This window comes from Pseudomonas sp. KU26590, assembly GCF_026153515.1.
Lineage (GTDB): Bacteria > Pseudomonadota > Gammaproteobacteria > Pseudomonadales > Pseudomonadaceae > Aquipseudomonas.
This window is the reverse complement of the sequence record NZ_CP110644.1, coordinates 3,747,592-3,763,575: the sequence shown is the minus strand read 5'-3', so window position 1 is coordinate 3,763,575 and position 15,984 is coordinate 3,747,592. Positions and strand designations below refer to the sequence as shown.

General features: G+C 61.7%; 16 protein-coding genes. 4 read left to right on the top strand and 12 right to left on the bottom strand.

Features of this window, described 5'->3' with window-relative positions; genetic code table 11:
• Nucleotides 1–625 precede the first annotated feature (625 nt).
• Nucleotides 626–2,278 carry a methyl-accepting chemotaxis protein gene (locus tag OKW98_RS16375; protein ID WP_265385705.1) on the top strand — a complete coding sequence of 551 codons (1,653 nt, stop codon included), beginning with the start codon at nt 626–628 and terminating at the stop codon, nt 2,276–2,278.
• Nucleotides 2,279–2,441: 163 nt separating this feature from the next.
• On the opposite strand, the gene OKW98_RS16370 is transcribed toward OKW98_RS16375, so the two are convergent.
• From OKW98_RS16370 to OKW98_RS16340, 7 genes are all read right to left on the bottom strand, one after another.
• Entirely contained in the window at nt 2,442–5,108 is a 2,667-nt protein-coding gene (locus tag OKW98_RS16370; RefSeq protein WP_265385704.1) for an excinuclease ABC subunit UvrA, read from the bottom strand.
• Nucleotides 5,109–5,145: 37 nt separating this feature from the next.
• A complete protein-coding gene (locus OKW98_RS16365) occupies nt 5,146–5,319 on the bottom strand; it encodes a hypothetical protein (RefSeq protein WP_265385703.1) in 174 nt (57 codons plus the stop codon).
• Nucleotides 5,316–6,386: a DNA topoisomerase IB gene (locus tag OKW98_RS16360; protein WP_265385702.1), complete on the bottom strand. Its 1,071-nt coding sequence runs from the start codon at nt 6,384–6,386 to the stop codon at nt 5,316–5,318. The genes OKW98_RS16365 and OKW98_RS16360 overlap by 4 nt, the downstream gene beginning before the upstream one ends.
• Before the next feature lie 96 nt (nt 6,387–6,482).
• Nucleotides 6,483–7,571 (bottom strand): molybdenum ABC transporter ATP-binding protein, encoded by a 1,089-nt coding sequence (gene modC, locus OKW98_RS16355; RefSeq protein ID WP_265385701.1) that lies wholly within the window; start codon nt 7,569–7,571, stop codon nt 6,483–6,485.
• Nucleotides 7,568–8,254, bottom strand: a complete 687-nt coding sequence (modB, locus tag OKW98_RS16350) for a molybdate ABC transporter permease subunit (RefSeq protein WP_265385700.1) — start codon at nt 8,252–8,254, stop codon at nt 7,568–7,570. The genes modC and modB overlap by 4 nt, the downstream gene beginning before the upstream one ends.
• Entirely contained in the window at nt 8,255–9,022 is a 768-nt protein-coding gene (modA, locus tag OKW98_RS16345; protein WP_265385699.1) for a molybdate ABC transporter substrate-binding protein, read from the bottom strand.
• Nucleotides 9,023–9,174: 152 nt separating this feature from the next.
• On the bottom strand, nt 9,175–10,251 hold the full coding sequence (locus OKW98_RS16340) for an NAD(P)H-dependent flavin oxidoreductase (protein ID WP_265385698.1): 1,077 nt from the start codon (nt 10,249–10,251) through the stop codon (nt 9,175–9,177).
• An 80-nt stretch (nt 10,252–10,331) separates the two neighbouring features.
• Between OKW98_RS16340 and OKW98_RS16335 the strand changes: the two genes are divergently transcribed.
• Together OKW98_RS16335 and OKW98_RS16330 are read left to right on the top strand one after the other, a co-directional pair.
• Nucleotides 10,332–10,970: a TetR/AcrR family transcriptional regulator gene (locus tag OKW98_RS16335; protein WP_265385697.1), complete on the top strand. Its 639-nt coding sequence runs from the start codon at nt 10,332–10,334 to the stop codon at nt 10,968–10,970.
• A gap of 48 nt (nt 10,971–11,018) precedes the next feature.
• On the top strand, nt 11,019–12,002 hold the full coding sequence (locus OKW98_RS16330) for an MDR family oxidoreductase (protein ID WP_265385696.1): 984 nt from the start codon (nt 11,019–11,021) through the stop codon (nt 12,000–12,002).
• On the opposite strand, the gene OKW98_RS16325 is transcribed toward OKW98_RS16330, so the two are convergent.
• Both OKW98_RS16325 and OKW98_RS16320 read right to left on the bottom strand, forming a co-directional pair.
• Nucleotides 12,003–12,446 carry an RES family NAD+ phosphorylase gene (locus tag OKW98_RS16325; protein WP_265385695.1) on the bottom strand — a complete coding sequence of 148 codons (444 nt, stop codon included), beginning with the start codon at nt 12,444–12,446 and terminating at the stop codon, nt 12,003–12,005.
• Entirely contained in the window at nt 12,446–12,895 is a 450-nt protein-coding gene (locus tag OKW98_RS16320; RefSeq protein WP_265385694.1) for an antitoxin Xre/MbcA/ParS toxin-binding domain-containing protein, read from the bottom strand. Before OKW98_RS16320 ends, OKW98_RS16325 begins: the two co-directional genes overlap by 1 nt.
• 256 nt (nt 12,896–13,151) lie before the next feature.
• Between OKW98_RS16320 and OKW98_RS16315 the strand changes: the two genes are divergently transcribed.
• Entirely contained in the window at nt 13,152–13,424 is a 273-nt protein-coding gene (locus tag OKW98_RS16315) for a CopG family ribbon-helix-helix protein (protein ID WP_265389752.1), read from the top strand.
• A gap of 41 nt (nt 13,425–13,465) precedes the next feature.
• Here the strand turns inward: OKW98_RS16315 and ada are convergent, their stop codons facing one another.
• The 3 genes from ada to copC form a co-directional block, all read right to left on the bottom strand.
• Nucleotides 13,466–14,557 (bottom strand): bifunctional DNA-binding transcriptional regulator/O6-methylguanine-DNA methyltransferase Ada, encoded by a 1,092-nt coding sequence (gene ada, locus OKW98_RS16310; RefSeq protein WP_265385693.1) that lies wholly within the window; start codon nt 14,555–14,557, stop codon nt 13,466–13,468.
• A gap of 108 nt (nt 14,558–14,665) precedes the next feature.
• Nucleotides 14,666–15,529, bottom strand: a complete 864-nt coding sequence (gene copD / locus OKW98_RS16305; RefSeq protein WP_265385692.1) for a copper homeostasis membrane protein CopD — start codon at nt 15,527–15,529, stop codon at nt 14,666–14,668.
• 4 nt (nt 15,530–15,533) lie between these two features.
• Nucleotides 15,534–15,920 carry a copper homeostasis periplasmic binding protein CopC gene (copC, locus tag OKW98_RS16300; RefSeq protein WP_265385691.1) on the bottom strand — a complete coding sequence of 129 codons (387 nt, stop codon included), beginning with the start codon at nt 15,918–15,920 and terminating at the stop codon, nt 15,534–15,536.
• Between the last annotated feature and the right edge of the window lie 64 nt (nt 15,921–15,984).

The following is a 15,984-nucleotide window of genomic DNA, read 5'->3' as shown; positions in this document are numbered from 1 at the left end:
CAGCAAATACTGGGCCTTGTTTAATCGGTTCGACTCCGGCTCGGGGCACCATTCAGAATCAGGCGCTTACGGAGCAATCCGAGGCGCCTTTTTTCTGTCCGGATTTCCGCAATCTGACTGTCTATCCCCAATTCACTTTCCGTCTGTAGGCACCTCCACGGCACCCTTGGCCTCATGGAAACGCTTGTGCAGGATGGCCGCACGCGCAGGCCCGCCGATGGGCGGGGATTTTTTCCCTGGAGAAACTGGTGCTTGTGACTGACAAAGACCGCGACGTGTTGGGCCCCGGTCGGGGCGAGGGCGCGCTGGGCTTGTCACAAACCGGATTAGCTTAACTGTTTAAACTCCAATCTCGCGGACCGATTAAAGACTGTTGGAATAAGTACAGAACGCTTCGCGTTTAGAATCGTATCGCTAAAGTTAGTATGCGACGAAAGTCTAAATATTCATTTAGATTAAAATAGCTTACACAAATAACTCGATTGAATCGTTTATATACTGGATCCCATATATCTTTAAAAGTTCTGATTTATTTCTTGAACTATTGGCGATGCACGCCCCATAGTGTCAGTGCGCCATATTCTTGGCCTGGCCACAAAATAATGAAAGTCAAAGGGGTTTCTACATGTTAGCTTCCTTGTCGGTGAAGACAAAGTTGGTGCTGGGTTTTGGCGTGATGGTGCTGATTATCTTTCTGATGTCTGCGCTATCAGTCATTAGTTTAAATGAATCGAATCTGCGTTTCTCAAACTATGTCGATGGTTTGAATAAGCGCATGGGTCTGATGAATAATCTGCTGCTCTCCGCGCAGCAGCGCGCTATCTCAGCCCGCAATCTTGTACTGGTCACGTCCGCCACTGAACGGCAGTCCGAGGCCGACATTGTAAATACCGAACATCAGAAAGTTAAAAGCCTGTTATCAGAACTCGTTGCTGCCGTCACTGCATTGCCTCCTTCCGCTAACAATGACAACGCGCGTAATTTAGTGGCTGAGATTGAGGGGATCGAGAAGGTCTATGGTCCTGTCGCCTTGGAGATTACGCGACTCGCCATGAGTGGCGATAATGGTGCGGCGATTACCATGATGAATAATGAGTGCCTGCCGCTTTTGAAGAAGCTGGTGGCCAGCGTCAATAATTACAAAAGCTTTAACATAAAAAATGCACTGGCTAGCGTCAGTGAGTCACAGGCCGAATATATAAACAATCAACGTTTCTTGATGTTTTTCTGCGCATTGGCAATTGCCATAGGGGTACTGCTGACCATTCTTATCGTACGGGGACTGTCACGCGCCCTGGGTGCAGAACCCATCCTCTTGTCTACCATCGCTCAGCGCGTTGCCAGTGGTGACCTGCGCCCGATTCCCGAAGCAGAAACCTCAGTGGCCGGCAGTGTGCTCTCATCCCTGGGTGAGATGCAGTCACGCCTGAGCCTGCTCATTAGCCAGGTCAACACGTCATCGGCGGTGATCTCTGCTGCTGCCGTGGACCTTTCCGCTGCGACAGAGCAGACCCGCATCGGCGTAGGCAATCAGAGAGTTGAAATCGACCAGGTCGCCACCGCAATCCACGAAATGGTAGCCACCACCCTTGAAGTTGCGCGCAATTCCGAAGATGCGGCCAATGCGGCACTCAGCGCTAACTCTCAGGCGCAAACCGGCGGCACCATGGCAAAAGACGCAATAGCCCAAATGAAACGTCTGGCCACTGAGGTGTCGAAGTCTTCCGCCGCCATGGCACAACTAAAAAAAGAGAGCTTGAATATAGGCGGGGTGTTGCAAGTCATAACGTCTGTTGCAGATCAAACCAACTTGTTGGCGCTGAATGCTGCTATCGAAGCGGCAAGGGCGGGCGATGCGGGTCGAGGATTTGCGGTGGTGGCGGATGAAGTGAGAACACTTGCCAAACGGACACAGGGCGCAACCCTGGAAATTGGCGCGCTGACCACCAATCTGCAAAAAATAGCCGAAGAGGCTGCCGGGATGATGGAAGTCTGCCGTGGTTTGACGGAGGAAACTGTCATACAGGTTTCAAACACGGGGCATTCAGTTGAGACCATCGTGGAGATGATTGATAACATCCAGCAGATGGTAAGGCAGATCGCAACCGCGGGTGAGGAGCAAAGCTGTGTAGCAGAAGAAATTAACCGCAGTGTGACGTCGGTTCGTAATATTGCGGATGATTCGGCCTTATCTTGCGAGAGAACGGCCAGTTCGAGCACCGAACTGGCAGAACTGGGGGTCGTACTCCAACGGCAAGTAGGTAACTTTAAGGTTTGAAATGTTCCTTAATACGATGTCTGTCGGGTTGAAGAATGAGCCAGTTTAATGGCACTGCTGGGTCAGACTGGAACAAATAGCCCGGAGAGGATAAAAATCAGCAAACAGGCACTTGAGGGCAGCCCCAAGTGCCTGTTTCTTTTCAACGCCTCAACAGAGCTCCTCAGCCCCGCAACACCTTGCGCAAAAACGGCGCCGTCCGGCTCTCTTCCACGTCGGCAACCACCTCAGGCGTCCCACACGCCACAACATTCCCACCCTTGTCCCCAGCCCCTGGGCCGATGTCGATCACCCAGTCACTCTGGGCGACCACGCGCATTTCATGCTCCACCACTATCACGCTATGCCCCGCATCCACCAGCGCATTCAACTGCGTGAGCAGGCGATCCACATCGGTGGGGTGCAGGCCCGTGGTCGGTTCGTCGAGCACGTACAAGGTGGCGCCGCGCTGACTGCGCTGTAGCTCCGTCGCCAGTTTGATGCGCTGGGCCTCGCCGCCAGACAACTCAGTCGCAGGCTGACCAAGACGCAAATACCCCAGACCAATATCACGCAGAACCGTCAGCGAGCGCAGCACGCCGGGTTGTTCGGCGAACACGTCCACTGCTTGTTCAACCGTCAGCTGCAACACGTCGGCGATGCTCAGTGCGTTCCAGCGAACGGCGAGGGTGTCCGGGTTGTAGCGCGCACCATGGCAGGTCGGGCAGGGCGCGTAGACGCTGGGCATGAACAGCAATTCAACGCTGACAAACCCTTCGCCTTCGCACACCGGGCAGCGGCCCTTGGCGACGTTGAACGAGAACTGCCCGGCGTCGTAGCCGGCCTTCTGCGCGTCGGGCGTCGCGGCGAACAGTTTGCGCACGTTGTCGAACAGCCCGGTGTAGGTCGCCAGGTTGGAGCGCGGGGTGCGGCCGATGGGTTTCTGGTCAACCTGCACCAGACGCTTGATCGCGCTCAGTCCGCCGGCGATGTGCCCGCCGGTGGGCTGCGGAGCGTCGTCTTCGAGGCTGGACTCTTCGGCTTCGACTTCCACGACTGGGCGGCCCAATTCTGCGCCCACCAGTTCCAGCAATGCCTGGCTGACCAGGCTGGATTTGCCCGAGCCGGAGATGCCGGTCACCGAGGTGAAGCAGCCCAGCGGGAATTCTGCGCTCAGTTCATTGAGGTTGTTGCGGGTGATGCCTTCCAGGCGCAGCCAGTCAGTGGGCTGCCTTCTCGCGGCGCGCAGTTCCGTGTGTTCGGCGAACAGATGCTGGCGTGTTTGCGACGCCTCGATCTTGGCCAGGCCTTCGGGAGGGCCGCTGTACAGCACGTGGCCGCCATGCTCACCGGCGGCGGGGCCGACGTCGATCAGCCAGTCGGCGCGGCGCATGGTTTCCAGGTCATGCTCGACGACGAACAGCGAGTTGCCGGACGCCTTCAGCTGCTGCAATGCCGTGAACAGCGCTTCGCTGTCCGCCGGGTGCAGGCCCGCAGAAGGCTCGTCCAGCACATAGATCACGCCGAACAGCTGCGAGCCTAATTGTGTCGCCAGGCGCAAGCGTTGCAGTTCACCGGACGACAGCGACGGCGTGCTGCGATCCAGCGCCAGGTAACCGAGCCCGAGTTCGGTGAGGGTGCTGACCCGCGCCAGCAAATCCTGAGCGATGCGTTGAGCGGCGAGGCGTTTCTCGACAGACAGGTTCGGCGTCGCGCGTACATCGGGCGCGGCATCGTGGGCCGCGCCGCCTGCAGTGACCCGCTTCTTTTTCGCCTTGGACATTTGATCGCGATCAAGCACAGCAGTCTCGCGACTCTCATCAGCGAAGACGCCCGCTGCCACGGGCCGCAAGACCTCGGCCAGCCGCAACAGCGGCATCTGCGCCAGCTCACCGATGTCGAGGCCAGCGAAGGTTACCGACAGGGCTTCGCGCTTCAGGCGTTTGCCATCGCACAACGGGCACGGGCTGCCGCGCATGAACCGCGAGATGCGCTTCTTCATCAGCGCGCTCTGCGTGGTGGCAAAGGTGTGCTGCACGTAACGACGGGCACCGGTGAAGGTGCCGTGATAGCTGGGTTCGAGTTTGCGCTTGAGTGCCAGTCGGGTTTCTTCCGGGGTCAGGCCCCCGTAAACCGGCACGTTAGGCTGTTCGTCGGTGAACAGAATCCAGTCGCGGTCCTTTTTCGGCAGGTCGCGCCACGGGGTGTCGACGTCGTAACCCAGGGTTACGAGGATGTCCCGCTGGTTCTGGCCGCCCCACGCCAGGGGCCAGGCGGCGATGGCGCGCTGGCGGATGGTCAGCGAATCGTCCGGCACCATCAGCTCTTCCGGTATCTCGTAGACACGGCCCAGGCCGTGGCACTCGGGGCAGGCGCCTTGGGGAAGGTTCGGCGAGAAGTCTTCGGCGTAGAGCATGGGCTGGCCTGGCGGATAAGTGCCGGCGCGGGAATAGAGCATGCGGATCAGGCTGGACAGGGTGGTGACGCTGCCGACCGATGAGCGCGTGCTCGGCGTGCCGCGTTGTTGCTGCAGCGCAACGGCTGGCGGCAGGCCTTCGATGGAGTCGACGTCGGGTACGCCCACCTGATCGATTAGGCGTCGCGCATAGGGCGCGACGGATTCGAAATACCGGCGCTGGGCTTCGGCATATAAGGTGGAGAACGCCAGCGAGGATTTGCCGGAGCCCGACACGCCGGTGAACACCACCAGCGCATCACGGGGGATGTCGACGTCTACGTTTTTGAGGTTGTGCTCACGGGCACCGCGAACCCGGACGAATCCGGGGCGGTTGGCATCTACAGTGAAAGAAGAAGGGCGGGCGTCGTCTGGCAGGTGCGGCGGTGTGGTCATGGGTGAGGCCTTTGAATCCTGAAATACAAGAACGGGTTTACTCTGCGAGGGGCACTTTGGGGGTGTGCCCGGCGTCGTCGTGATCGCCGCCGGTCAGCGGCTCGTCTTCACGCACGTCGTCGGTGCGATCGCGATCATCGGCCACGTCGGCAGGGCGTGCGTCCGGGTCATTGAGTTTTTCGCCCGGGATGTGAGCGCCGTGGGTGGTCATGCTGTTTCTCCTGTCAGTTCTTCGGATGCTTCGCGAATAACCTCGGCGGCCTGCAGGCCCTGAAGGAAACCGGCCAGCGCCACTTCTTCAATACGCAGGCCTTTGCGCTGGCGGTTGCGCGGCAGTTTCGACAGTTCGCCCATCGCAAAGGCCTCCAGCACGGCCGGGTGGATGTAGCACTTGCGGCAGACTGCCGGGGTGTTGCCCAGCAACCGCGCGACTTCCTTGACCATGGACACAACGTGTTTCTTCGCGTCGGCTTCCGGCTCCCAATGCAGCTTGCGCAGGGTCGCCAGTGCCATGGCGCTGCCGGCCCAGGTGCGGTAATCCTTGGCGGTGAAATCGGCGCCGGTGAGGGTGTGCAAGTACTGGTTAATGTCGTGGGAGGACACGGTATGCCGCTGGCCGTCGTCATCCAGGTACTGGAACAGGTTCTGGCCGGGCAATTCCATGCAACGCTTGATGATGGTCGCCAGGCGTCGGTCGGTCACGCTGAGCCGGTGCTCGACGCCGCTCTTGCCACGAAACTCGAAGTAGATCTTGCTGCCCTTCACGTCGACGTGCTTGTTGCGCAGCGTGGTCAGGCCGTAGGAGCGGTTGTCCCGCGCATACTGGCTGTTGCCGATGCGGATCAGCGTCTGGTCCAGCAACGACAGCACCGCCGCCATGACTTTCTCGCGGCCCATGCCCGGTTTGGCCAGCTGCGCTTCCAGTTGCTTGCGCACCTTGGGCAAGGCCTGGCCGAAGGCGATCATCCGCGAGTATTTGTTCTCGTCGCGGATCTCGCGCCAGCGGGGGTGATAGCGGTACTGCTTGCGCCCGCGGGCGTCGCGGCCGGTGGCTTGCAGATGGCCTTTGCGGTCGGCACAGATCCACACGTCGGTGTACGCCGGCGGGATCACCAGCGCGTTGATGCGCTTGATCTCGTCCTCGTCGCGAATGCGTTGGCCGTCGGTGTCGAAATAGGCGAACTTGCCGCGCAGGATCTTGCGGCTGAATCCGGGCTGGCTGTCGTCGACGTAGTGCAGATCTTTGGGCAGGTCTTCGCTGTGGATTGTGTCCGGCATGGAAAGGCAGTCCTGAATGCGGGTCTTTTTGCATTGACCGTGGCGCTGCGCAGTCGTGCCGAATAATTGCGTTCTGATGAGTGCGAGGGATCGGATCTAGGCCAGCAACGCCACCGACTTGATCTGCGCCCACAGCCGCTGCCCAGGCACCAGCTGCAGCTGGTCCCTGGAATAGCGGGTGATCCGCGCCAGCAGCGGCGAGCCGTCGGCATCGAGGCGGACAAGCACATGGGCGGTGTTGTCGGCGGCGATCTCTTCGATGACCGTCACTGGCAGGCGATTGAGGATGCTGCTTTGCGCGTCGGGTTGCAGGCTCAGGCTGACATCCCGCGCCTGCACTTTGAGGCGCAGCGGTTTGCCGGGCAGCAAGGCGGAATGGGCGACGCGAATACTCAGTTCGCTGCGCGGCAGTTGAACGGTGATGAGCTGATAGGCGGCGTCGTAGCCCAGCACGCTGCATTCGATCACCACGCCGGCGTCATCGCCCATCGCCAGCGGCAGATCCAGTCGCGCCAGGGTTTCGCCGATAGGGCCGCTGGCCAGCGGTTTGCCGTCGCTGAGCAGCACCAGATGATCGGCCAGTCGAGCCACCTCGTCCTGAGCGTGGCTGACGTAAATCACCGGAATATCCAGCTCGTCGTGGAGGCGCTCGAGGTACGGCAGGATTTCGCTTTTGCGTTGTGCATCCAGCGCCGCCAGGGGTTCGTCCATCAGCAGCAGGCGCGGACTGGTCAGCAACGCGCGGGCGATGCCGACCCGCTGACGCTCGCCGCCGGACAGTTTGTCGGGCGCGCGGCTCAGCAGGTGATCGATGCCCAGCAGCGAGGTCGCTTGCTGCAACGTAATGCGCCTGTCGCGCTCGGCAATGCGCTTGAGGCCGAAGCGCAGATTGCCCTCGACGTCGAGGTGCGGGAACAGGCTGGCTTCCTGAAACACGTAGCCTAATGGACGTTTGTGCGGGGGAAGAAAGACGTTGTTGGCGCTGTCCTGCCAAACCTCGCCGTTGACACGGATATACCCGTCTGCCGCCTTTTCCAGCCCGGCGATGCATCGCAGACAAGTGGTTTTGCCGGAACCGGAATGGCCGTAGAGCGCCGTAACGCCGCGACCGGGCAGGTTGAGGTCGACGTCCAGGGCGAACTCGGCGTAATTCACCTTGAGCCGCACTTCAATCGTCGCACTCATGCGCCGCTCCAGGTCGAACGAGCCTTGCCGCTGGAATACAGCGCCAGCAGCACCACAAAGGAAAACACCAGCATCGCCCCAGCCAGCCAATGGGCCTGGGCGTATTCCATGGATTCGACGTGGTTGTAGATTTGCGTGGACACGACCCGGGTTTTCTCCGGGATGTTGCCGCCGATCATCAGCACCACGCCGAACTCGCCCACGGTGTGGGCGAAACCCAGAATCGCGCCGGTGATAAACCCGGGGCGTGCCAGCGGCAAAATCACTGAGAAGAACGTGTCCCAAGGGCTTGCACGCAACGTAGCTGCCACTTCAAGGGGGCGAGGGCCGATGGCGACGAAGGCGTTCTGCAAGGGCTGCACCACAAACGGCAGGGAATACAGCACCGAGCCGATCACCAACCCGGTGAAACTGAAGGTCAGGGTGCCGAGCCCCAGGCTCTGAGTGAATTGACCGACCGCGCCGTTCGGCCCGAGCAACAGCAGCAGATAAAAGCCGATCACCGTGGGCGGCAATACCAGAGGCAGGGCCACGATCGCGCCAATCGGGCCTTTGAGCCATGAACGGGTGCGCGCCAACCACAGCGCGATGGGTGTGCCGACGATCAGCAGAATCACGGTGGTCAGGGACGCCAGTTTCAGCGTCAGCCAGATGGCCGCGAGGTCGGCACTGCCCAGCAGCATTTACAGCTGGTATCCGTAGGATTTGATGATGGCAGCGGCTTTCGGGCCTTTGAGGTAATCCATCAGCGCCTTGGCAGCGGCGTTGTCCTTGCCTTTGTTGAGGATCACGGCGTCCTGCTTTATGGGCTCATGCAGGTTGGCGGGCACGATCCACGCCGAGCCGCCGGTCAGCTTGCCGTCCTTGAACACTTGGGAAAGGGCGACGAAGCCCAGCTCGGCGTTGCCGGTCTGCACGAACTGATAGGCCTGGGCGATGCTCTGGCCTTCAACGATCTTGCTTTTGGTTGCCTCGGTCACGCCTAATTTGTCGAGCGTCTGGGTGGCGGCGAGGCCATAGGGCGCGGCTTTCGGGTTGGCAATGGACAGGTGTTCGAATTTACCGTCCTTGAGCACTTGGCCCTTGTCGTCGACATAGCCGTCTTTGGCCGACCACAGCGCCAAAGTGCCCACTGCGTAGGTGAAGCGCGAGCCTTTCACGGTCTCGTTTTCGCTCTCAAGTTTGGCCGGGGTGGTGTCATCGGCGGCGAGGAACACTTCGAACGGCGCGCCATTCTTGATCTGGGTGTAGAACTGGCCGGTGGCGCCGAAAGAAGCGACCAGCGTGTGACCCGTGTCCTTTTCGAAATCCTTGGCGATGGCCTGGATCGGCGCGGTGAAATTGGCGGCGACGGCCACCTGGACCTCATCAGCGAACGCTGTGCCCGACGACAGCGCTGTTAGGGCGATGACCAAAGAGGTGAGGGTGAAGCGATTTGAAACTGCGCGCATGGAACGGCTCCGGGATGGCGAACGGGGGTGAGGAAGAACGCCAACCGTACGCCGGTCAAACGCTATGCAGCGAAATATATAGCGACTCGTCTCCGCGCGAAAGCCGGATCTTGCCGCGCTCCTGTTTTAAATCGGCGGTTTTAAATCACCGGCTAGCGCCCGGCCAGCCGTTCAAGGGCGCCAATGCCCAGCGTCCGGGTGAGTTCTTCTGCCGACAGCGAGTGCTTGATGCCCACTGCCTGACCCGCCCAGAGATTCATGAAACCGTCGTCGCCCCGGGCTTCTGCCTTGCTGCGCAGCGGCATCAGCGCGCCGCCCGCGGTGGGGAAGGCGGGGGCGGCATCGGCCATGGGCCCGATTTCACCCATGATGCGATTGACGATGCCCCGGGCCGGGCGGCCGGTGAAGATATTGGTGATGGCGGTGTGGCTGTCCTGGGCGCGGCTCAGTGCCGCCTGATGCAGCGCCGAAGTCTTGGCTTCCGGGGTGAACAGGTAGGCCGTGCCGAGCTGAACCGCTGACGCGCCGAGCATGAACGCGGCGGCGATCCCGCGACTGTCGCCAATCCCGCCGGCCGCGACGACCGGCACCGTCACGGCATCGACAATCTGCGGCACCAGCGCCATTGTGCCGACCTGGGTGTGCAGCTGATCGCTGAGAAACATGCCGCGATGCCCGCCAGCCTCGTAGCCCATAGCGATGATCGCATCGCAACCCCGTGCTTCGAGCCACACGGCTTCTTCCACGGTGGTCGCCGAGGAAAGCACCTTCGCACCGGTGGCCTTTACCCGCGCCAGCAATGCGGGATCGGGGAGGCCGAAATGAAAGCTGACCACTTCAGGGCGCAGCTCTTCGATCAAGGCGCACGCCGCCTCATCAAAGGGTGCGCGATTGGAGGTGGGCGTTGGCGCGTCGAAGTCGGCGCCCAGTTCGTCGTAGTAGGGTTTGAGCAGGTCTTTCCAGTCGGCGTCGGCCTGTGTATCGGGCACAGGATTCTGGTGGCAGAAGAAATTCAGGTTAAGCGGCGCGTGGGTGCCCGCGCGTATCCGCGCCATCTCTTCACGGATCTGCGCGCGGCTCAGCATGGCGCAGGGCAGCGAGGGCAGGCCGCCCGCTTTGCCGACCGCGACGGCCATTGCCGAGCCGGACGCCCCGGCCATGGGTGCTTGCAGGATGGGCAGTTCGATGTCCAGCAGTTTGAGCAGGCGGGTGTCGGGCCAGGCAATCATCAGCAGGTCTCCATCGCGAAAAAGCAGCAAAAGCAAAGATGCGGTTGATTTAATAGACGCTCGGTCTAATATGCAACCCCATGAACGACATCATTGCAAAACCCAGACGCCCCGGCCGCCCGCCCAAAGTGGCACGCCCCGATGACTTCGACACCCGCGAGGCGCTGATCCGTTGCGGGGTCGAGGTGCTCACCGAACAGGGCTTCATGGCCACGGGCATCGACGGCATCCTCAAGCGCGTCGGCGTGCCCAAAGGCTCCTTCTATCATTACTTCGCTAGCAAAGAGGTGTTTGGCCTCGCGGTGCTGGACAGCTACGCCAGTTACTTCGCCCGGCGCCTGGATCGCTGGCTGCTCGATGAAACACTCTCGCCGCTGGAACGGCTGGCCGGGTTCGTTCAGGAATCGAAGGTCAATATCGCCCGCCACGATTTTCGACGCGGCTGCCTGGTCGGCAACATGGGCCAGGAAGTCAGCGTCTTGCCGGCGGGTTTTCGCGAGGCGCTGGAAAAGGTCTTCCTCAATTGGCAGGCGCGCCTGACGGTGTGCTTCAGGGCGGCGATTGCGGCAGGCGAACTTCCAGCGCGCACCGACTGTTCAGAGCTGGCGGCGTATTTCTGGATCGGCTGGGAGGGCGCTGTGTTGCGGGCTCGACTGGTGCAGAACGAGCAGCCGCTCAATACCTTCATCATCGGATTTCTGCGCGGTTTGCCGCGCTGATCTTTTCAGGTCTGGTTATAGACGAGCGGTCTAAATAGGAGAAGGGCAATGTTCAAAGGCATCCTGATCAACAAGGACGACAACGGCTACCGCGCCGAGGTGACGAACCTCGACGACAGCCAATTGCCCGAAGGCAACGTCACTGTGCGCGTCAGTCACAGCACGCTGAATTACAAGGACGGCCTGGCGATCACCGGCAAAGGCCCGGTCGTGCGGCAGTTTCCGATGGTGCCTGGGGTGGATCTGGCCGGCACGGTCGAGGACAGCAGCGACCCGGACTTCAAACCCGGCGATCACGTGCTGCTCAATGGCTGGGGCGTCGGCGAAGGTCATTGGGGTGGCCTGGCGCAGCGAGCGCGGTTACAGGGCAAATGGCTGATCCCGCTGCCGAGCGCGTTCACGCCAGCTCAGGCAATGGCCATCGGGACGGCCGGGTACACCGCGATGCTGGCAGTCATGGCGCTGGAGAAAAACGGGGTGACGCCGGACAAGGGCGATGTGCTGGTGACCGGCGCCAACGGCGGTGTCGGCAGTTTTGCCATCGCGCTGCTGGCGAAACTCGGATATCGCGTCGTGGCCTCTACCGGCCGCTTGAGCGAAGGCGAATACCTCACCTCCCTGGGCGCTGCTGAAATCATCGACCGCGCCACCTTGTCTGAACCCGGCCGCCCGCTGGCCAAGGAGCGCTGGGCCGGGGCGATCGATTCGGTGGGCAGTCACACCCTGGCCAACATCTGCGCCAGCACGCGCTATTGGGGCACGGTCGCAACCTGCGGTCTGGCCCAGGGCATGGACTTTCCGGCATCGGTGGCGCCTTTCATTCTGCGCGGCGTGACCCTCGCCGGCATCGACAGTGTCATGCGCCCGCGTCAGGACCGCATCGACGCCTGGGCGCGTCTGGCCCGGGATCTGGATGTGTCGCTGCTGCCGTTGATCAGCCGCGAGATCGGCCTCAGTGAAGTGGTTGAGACCGCGCACCTGCTCATGGACGGGCAGGTACGCGGGAGAATCGTGGTCGACACCCAGCGCTGATCAGCCGCAGGTGAAGGGGCGCACGTCGAGCACCCTGACCTGCGCCATGGCCGGGTGGCAGGGATTGAGCAGCAGGTTGCGCGTGTGGGTGATGGTTGCGGAAGGCACGATCAGGCCGAGTTGCTCGCGCCGCTCCAGCCAGGCGCCGCCGAAATCCATGCTGGGTCGGTCCGCCGGCGTGACGTCCCAACCAGGCGGCAGCTGGGCGAGGGCAGGCTGCCAATACAGCGCCGGGTCATCCGGCAACTGCAGGTGAACCAGATGGAAACCCGGCTGCGGCAGGCTCGCGCATTGAATGAGCGTGTCCAGCGCGCAGCCTGACGCGCTCAGCGCCAGGTAGACGGCAGGCTGGTCGGCATGATTCCAGCGCCCGCCGAACTGGGCGGCGCCCGTGCCGGACAGATCGTTGGCGGCACTGTCCTTGCTGATCCTCCAGGCCTGCATCAGACGACCCCGCCATGCTGCAAGGCGCTGAGCACCCGGCGTGCCTGGCGCGCGCCGATTTCTGTTTCGCACAGGGCGATGGGTGTCTGCCCGTTGAGTGCGCGGTTGGACGCGACCATCCAGCGGCGGGCGGTGTTCTGGTCTTCAAAGAGTTCGGCGGCGTGGGTGGCGAGGGCGGCTACCCGGTCGAGGCGTTCGGAGCCGACGACGTCCAACGGCCGTTGCTGGCGCTGGCGGCGTTCCAGGGTGGAGACCGAGGTCGCCAGCAACGCTTCAAGCTGGCTGTTGCTGAGGCGGAAGGCGTTGCGCAGCACCTTGACCCAGCCGGGCGGGAAGCCCGAGCGAATGTAGTCCAGACGTTCGGTTTCGTTGCGTGCATTGAGCTGGTCGGCGATCAACCAGAATGAGGGGGCGGTGTCGGTTATCGCTGCTTGAAGAGTCGAAGGCACGTCCATGCTCCTTTGTGAGATCCGGTGCAGGGACCTTACGCCGCTGTCAGGGTTTCTCAAGTGAGAAGCTGTTACCGGCGTTTGCGTGCTCGGGCCTTTTCGCGTGCTTGGATTCTTTTTAGGACCGGCTTTAGCCGGGAAGCTGCTGGCGGGGCGGGAACAGGCCAAAGCGTCACTTGACCCCGTCCCTGACGACTTCTCGCTGCGCACTATGATTAACTTTGAAACTCTCTCTCCATTTCAGAACTCTTCCATCATGGAACCACCTGCGAAGACCCTATTATTGACGGCTCACGTTCCCGAGGAACTGGCGAAGAAAGTTGATGTGATGACGAAGCGTCTGGACCGCTCCAAAAACTGGATCATCAATCAGGCGCTGTCGGACTGGATCGATCAGGAAGAGGAACGCGGTCGACTGACTCGCGAGGCTTTAACTGATGTTGATGCGGGCCGCGTGATTGAACACGAAGCCGTTCAGGCTTGGGCTGAGAGCCTGGGCTCAGACACGCCGTTGCCGGTTCCGCGCTAGGACCTTTGCGCTGGGCCAAAGGCGATCAAAAAACCTCAGCGTTAATTCTGTGGTTCCGTTTCTTGACCTTCACGATTCAGCAACGCGCGCTTGCGCTCGACACCCCACCGATAGCCCGACAACGCGCCATCGCTGCGCACCACGCGGTGACAGGGAATCGCCACGGCGATGTGATTCGCCGCGCAGGCGAGAGCGACCGCGCGACTGGCGGTCGGCGCGTCAATACGCTGGGCGATTTGCGCGTAACTGGCGGTCGTGCCCGGCGGGATCTGCGCCAGGGCCTGCCAGACCCGCTGCTGAAACGCCGTGCCCTGCAAATCCAGCGGCAGGTTCAGGCCCAGCTTCGGCGCCTCGATAAACCCCACCACCTCCGCCATCAGCTGCTCGAAGTCGGCATCGCCGCCGATCAGCGTGGCGCTGTGAAACTGATCCTGCAGGTCTTGCACCAGTCGGTTCGGGTCATCGCCGAGCAGAATGGCGCACACGCCGCGCGCACTTTGAGCCACCAGAATTGCGCCAAGAAAGCACTCGCCGACGGCAAAACGAATCTCCAGGTTGGCGCCGCCCGTGCGGTAGTCGGTGGGGCGCATGCCCAGCAGTCCGGCACTGGCTTCGTAGAAGCGGCTGTTGGAATTGAAACCGGCGTCGTAGAGGGCGTCAGTGATTCGCCCGCTGTCGGTCAGTTTGCTGCGTACCTTGTCGGCGCGGTGGGCGTTGGCGTAGCCCTTGGGCGTCAGGCCGGTGACGGCTTTGAAGACGCGGTGGAAATGCCAGGGGCTCATGCACGCATGGGCGGCCAGTTCGGCGAGGGTCGGCAGCAACTCCGCGTCGGCGATCAGTCGACAGGCGCCAGCGACCACGGCAGCATGCTGCTCGGCCAGACCGGTGCGGTCGGCGGCGGCGCGTTTGCTCGGGCGAAACCCGGCGGCTTCGGCCTCGGCGGCGCTGTCAAAGAACACCACGTTTTCCGGCCGTGGCAAGCGCGCGCTGCTGCTCGGGCGGCAGTAGACGCCTGTAGTGCGCACGCCATAGACGAACTGCCCGTCGGCGCTGGCGTCCCGGGACACCACGGCGCTCCAGCGCGGGTCGAGCTCGATGCTTTGGCGGGACTGATTGCGCGGCTGACGGCTCATTTTCGCGGCTCTCTGGTGGTTCACTGTCCTGTACGTTAGCCACATCGACGGAGGGCCACACCCCGACTCTTGCGTTCAAACTCTTGCGTTCAAGGCCATACGTTCAAATCAGCTCAACATCGGCGGCAAGGTGCCAAGCAACGACACCGCCGCCAGCGCAGCCGCGCCAAACAGGCATTCCAGAAACACGCTCAGCCTCAGGCGTGCCCATGGCAGATCAGCCGCCTGGGCCAATTGCCGGTTCAGCGCGGCGAGCAACAGCATGCCCACCACCATTGTTACTTTGACGGCCAGCACCAGGCCGAACCCGGCAAACGCAGGCTCTGGCCAGAATCCGCCGCTGAGTGCACGAACGTTGACCAGGCCCGTTGCGATGATCACCGCCACCAGTGCGTAGCCGATGCCGCTGAAACGCCGCAACACCACAACGAGGTCGACGCCATGATCAGCCCTCAGCAGCAGGGCCAGCATCCACAACCCGCCGAGCCAGGTGCCGACGCCGAGCAGGTGCAGCATCTGGTTGAGCATCAACAACTGGCCTTTCAGCCCATCGAACATCGCACCGTGACCGACCGGCGCCAGGGTGAGCAGCAACAGGGTGTTGAGAACCAGTAAAACGCTCGGTCTAACCCGGCGATTGAGGATGACCACCAGCGCGTTCAGCAGCAGATGAACCACCCACACATGACCGAACCAGGTATTGCCCAGCACCAGTCCGACAGTAGACGGATCAATCGCGCTGCTCCAGTCGCTGCTCAGATAAGCCGCCGTCAGCATCAGCCAGGCCAGCGCGCTCGCCAGGGCAATAGCGGCGAGCCAGCCGAGTTTTTGACTCAGGCGAGGTCCCGCCGGGCTGGCTTCAAACGCCAGCAGGTGGCGGGCAAACAACAGGCTGCGGAACGCGGCGACACCGAACAGCAACAGCACTGCGCCAAAGTGGATGAAGCGGCACAGGATCAGTCCTTCGTGCATGGGGTTATGGCGTCACCTGAAAGCGGTAGGTGCCTTCGCTCTTGTGGGTGTCCACCGACACGGCGTGCCATTCCACCTTGTATTTGCCCGGGACCATTGGCACGGCCGGGGTCACGATCAGAACTTTCTGATCGTTGGGGTCGGTTTCGACGTTGCGCGTCTGGATGATTTCAGTCGGCGTATCGGGCGCGTCCAGACTGATCACCACCTTGGTGAAGGTGGCTTCGACGCCTTCCGAGAAGGTCAGGCGCAGCTCTTTGGGCGCGCTCACTTCACTGTCGGCAGCGGGCCGCTGGCTTTCCAGATGGGCGTGGGCAAAGGCAGCAGTGGAGGTCAGACAGGCCAGCAGGGACAGGCAGGAGAGGGCGTGCTTGAAACGTTGGGCAGACATCGGCGGGACCTTTGCTTGGGCGGCAGTTGCAGCGAATGGATGACGGAATCGACGACAGTCGACT

Bases quoted from the DNA above. Each gene is read 5' to 3' on its own strand.
- ada (WP_265385693.1), bottom strand. From the start codon at position 14,557: ATGAGCCGTCAGCCGCGCAATCAGTCCCGCCAAAGCATCGAGCTCGAC.
- OKW98_RS16325 (WP_265385695.1), bottom strand. From the start codon at position 12,446: ATGCAGGCCTGGAGGATCAGCAAGGACAGTGCCGCCAACGATCTGTCC.
- OKW98_RS16370 (WP_265385704.1), bottom strand. From the start codon at position 5,108: ATGACCACACCGCCGCACCTGCCAGACGACGCCCGCCCTTCTTCTTTC.
- copC (WP_265385691.1), bottom strand. From the start codon at position 15,920: ATGTCTGCCCAACGTTTCAAGCACGCCCTCTCCTGCCTGTCCCTGCTG.
- OKW98_RS16365 (WP_265385703.1), bottom strand. From the start codon at position 5,319: ATGACCACCCACGGCGCTCACATCCCGGGCGAAAAACTCAATGACCCG.
- OKW98_RS16360 (WP_265385702.1), bottom strand. From the start codon at position 6,386: ATGCCGGACACAATCCACAGCGAAGACCTGCCCAAAGATCTGCACTAC.
- modA (WP_265385699.1), bottom strand. From the start codon at position 9,022: ATGCGCGCAGTTTCAAATCGCTTCACCCTCACCTCTTTGGTCATCGCC.
- OKW98_RS16375 (WP_265385705.1), top strand. From the start codon at position 626: ATGTTAGCTTCCTTGTCGGTGAAGACAAAGTTGGTGCTGGGTTTTGGC.
- OKW98_RS16335 (WP_265385697.1), top strand. From the start codon at position 10,332: ATGAACGACATCATTGCAAAACCCAGACGCCCCGGCCGCCCGCCCAAA.
- OKW98_RS16340 (WP_265385698.1), bottom strand. From the start codon at position 10,251: ATGATTGCCTGGCCCGACACCCGCCTGCTCAAACTGCTGGACATCGAA.
- modB (WP_265385700.1), bottom strand. From the start codon at position 8,254: ATGCTGCTGGGCAGTGCCGACCTCGCGGCCATCTGGCTGACGCTGAAA.
- modC (WP_265385701.1), bottom strand. From the start codon at position 7,571: ATGAGTGCGACGATTGAAGTGCGGCTCAAGGTGAATTACGCCGAGTTC.
- OKW98_RS16330 (WP_265385696.1), top strand. From the start codon at position 11,019: ATGTTCAAAGGCATCCTGATCAACAAGGACGACAACGGCTACCGCGCC.
- OKW98_RS16315 (WP_265389752.1), top strand. From the start codon at position 13,152: ATGGAACCACCTGCGAAGACCCTATTATTGACGGCTCACGTTCCCGAG.
- copD (WP_265385692.1), bottom strand. From the start codon at position 15,529: ATGCACGAAGGACTGATCCTGTGCCGCTTCATCCACTTTGGCGCAGTG.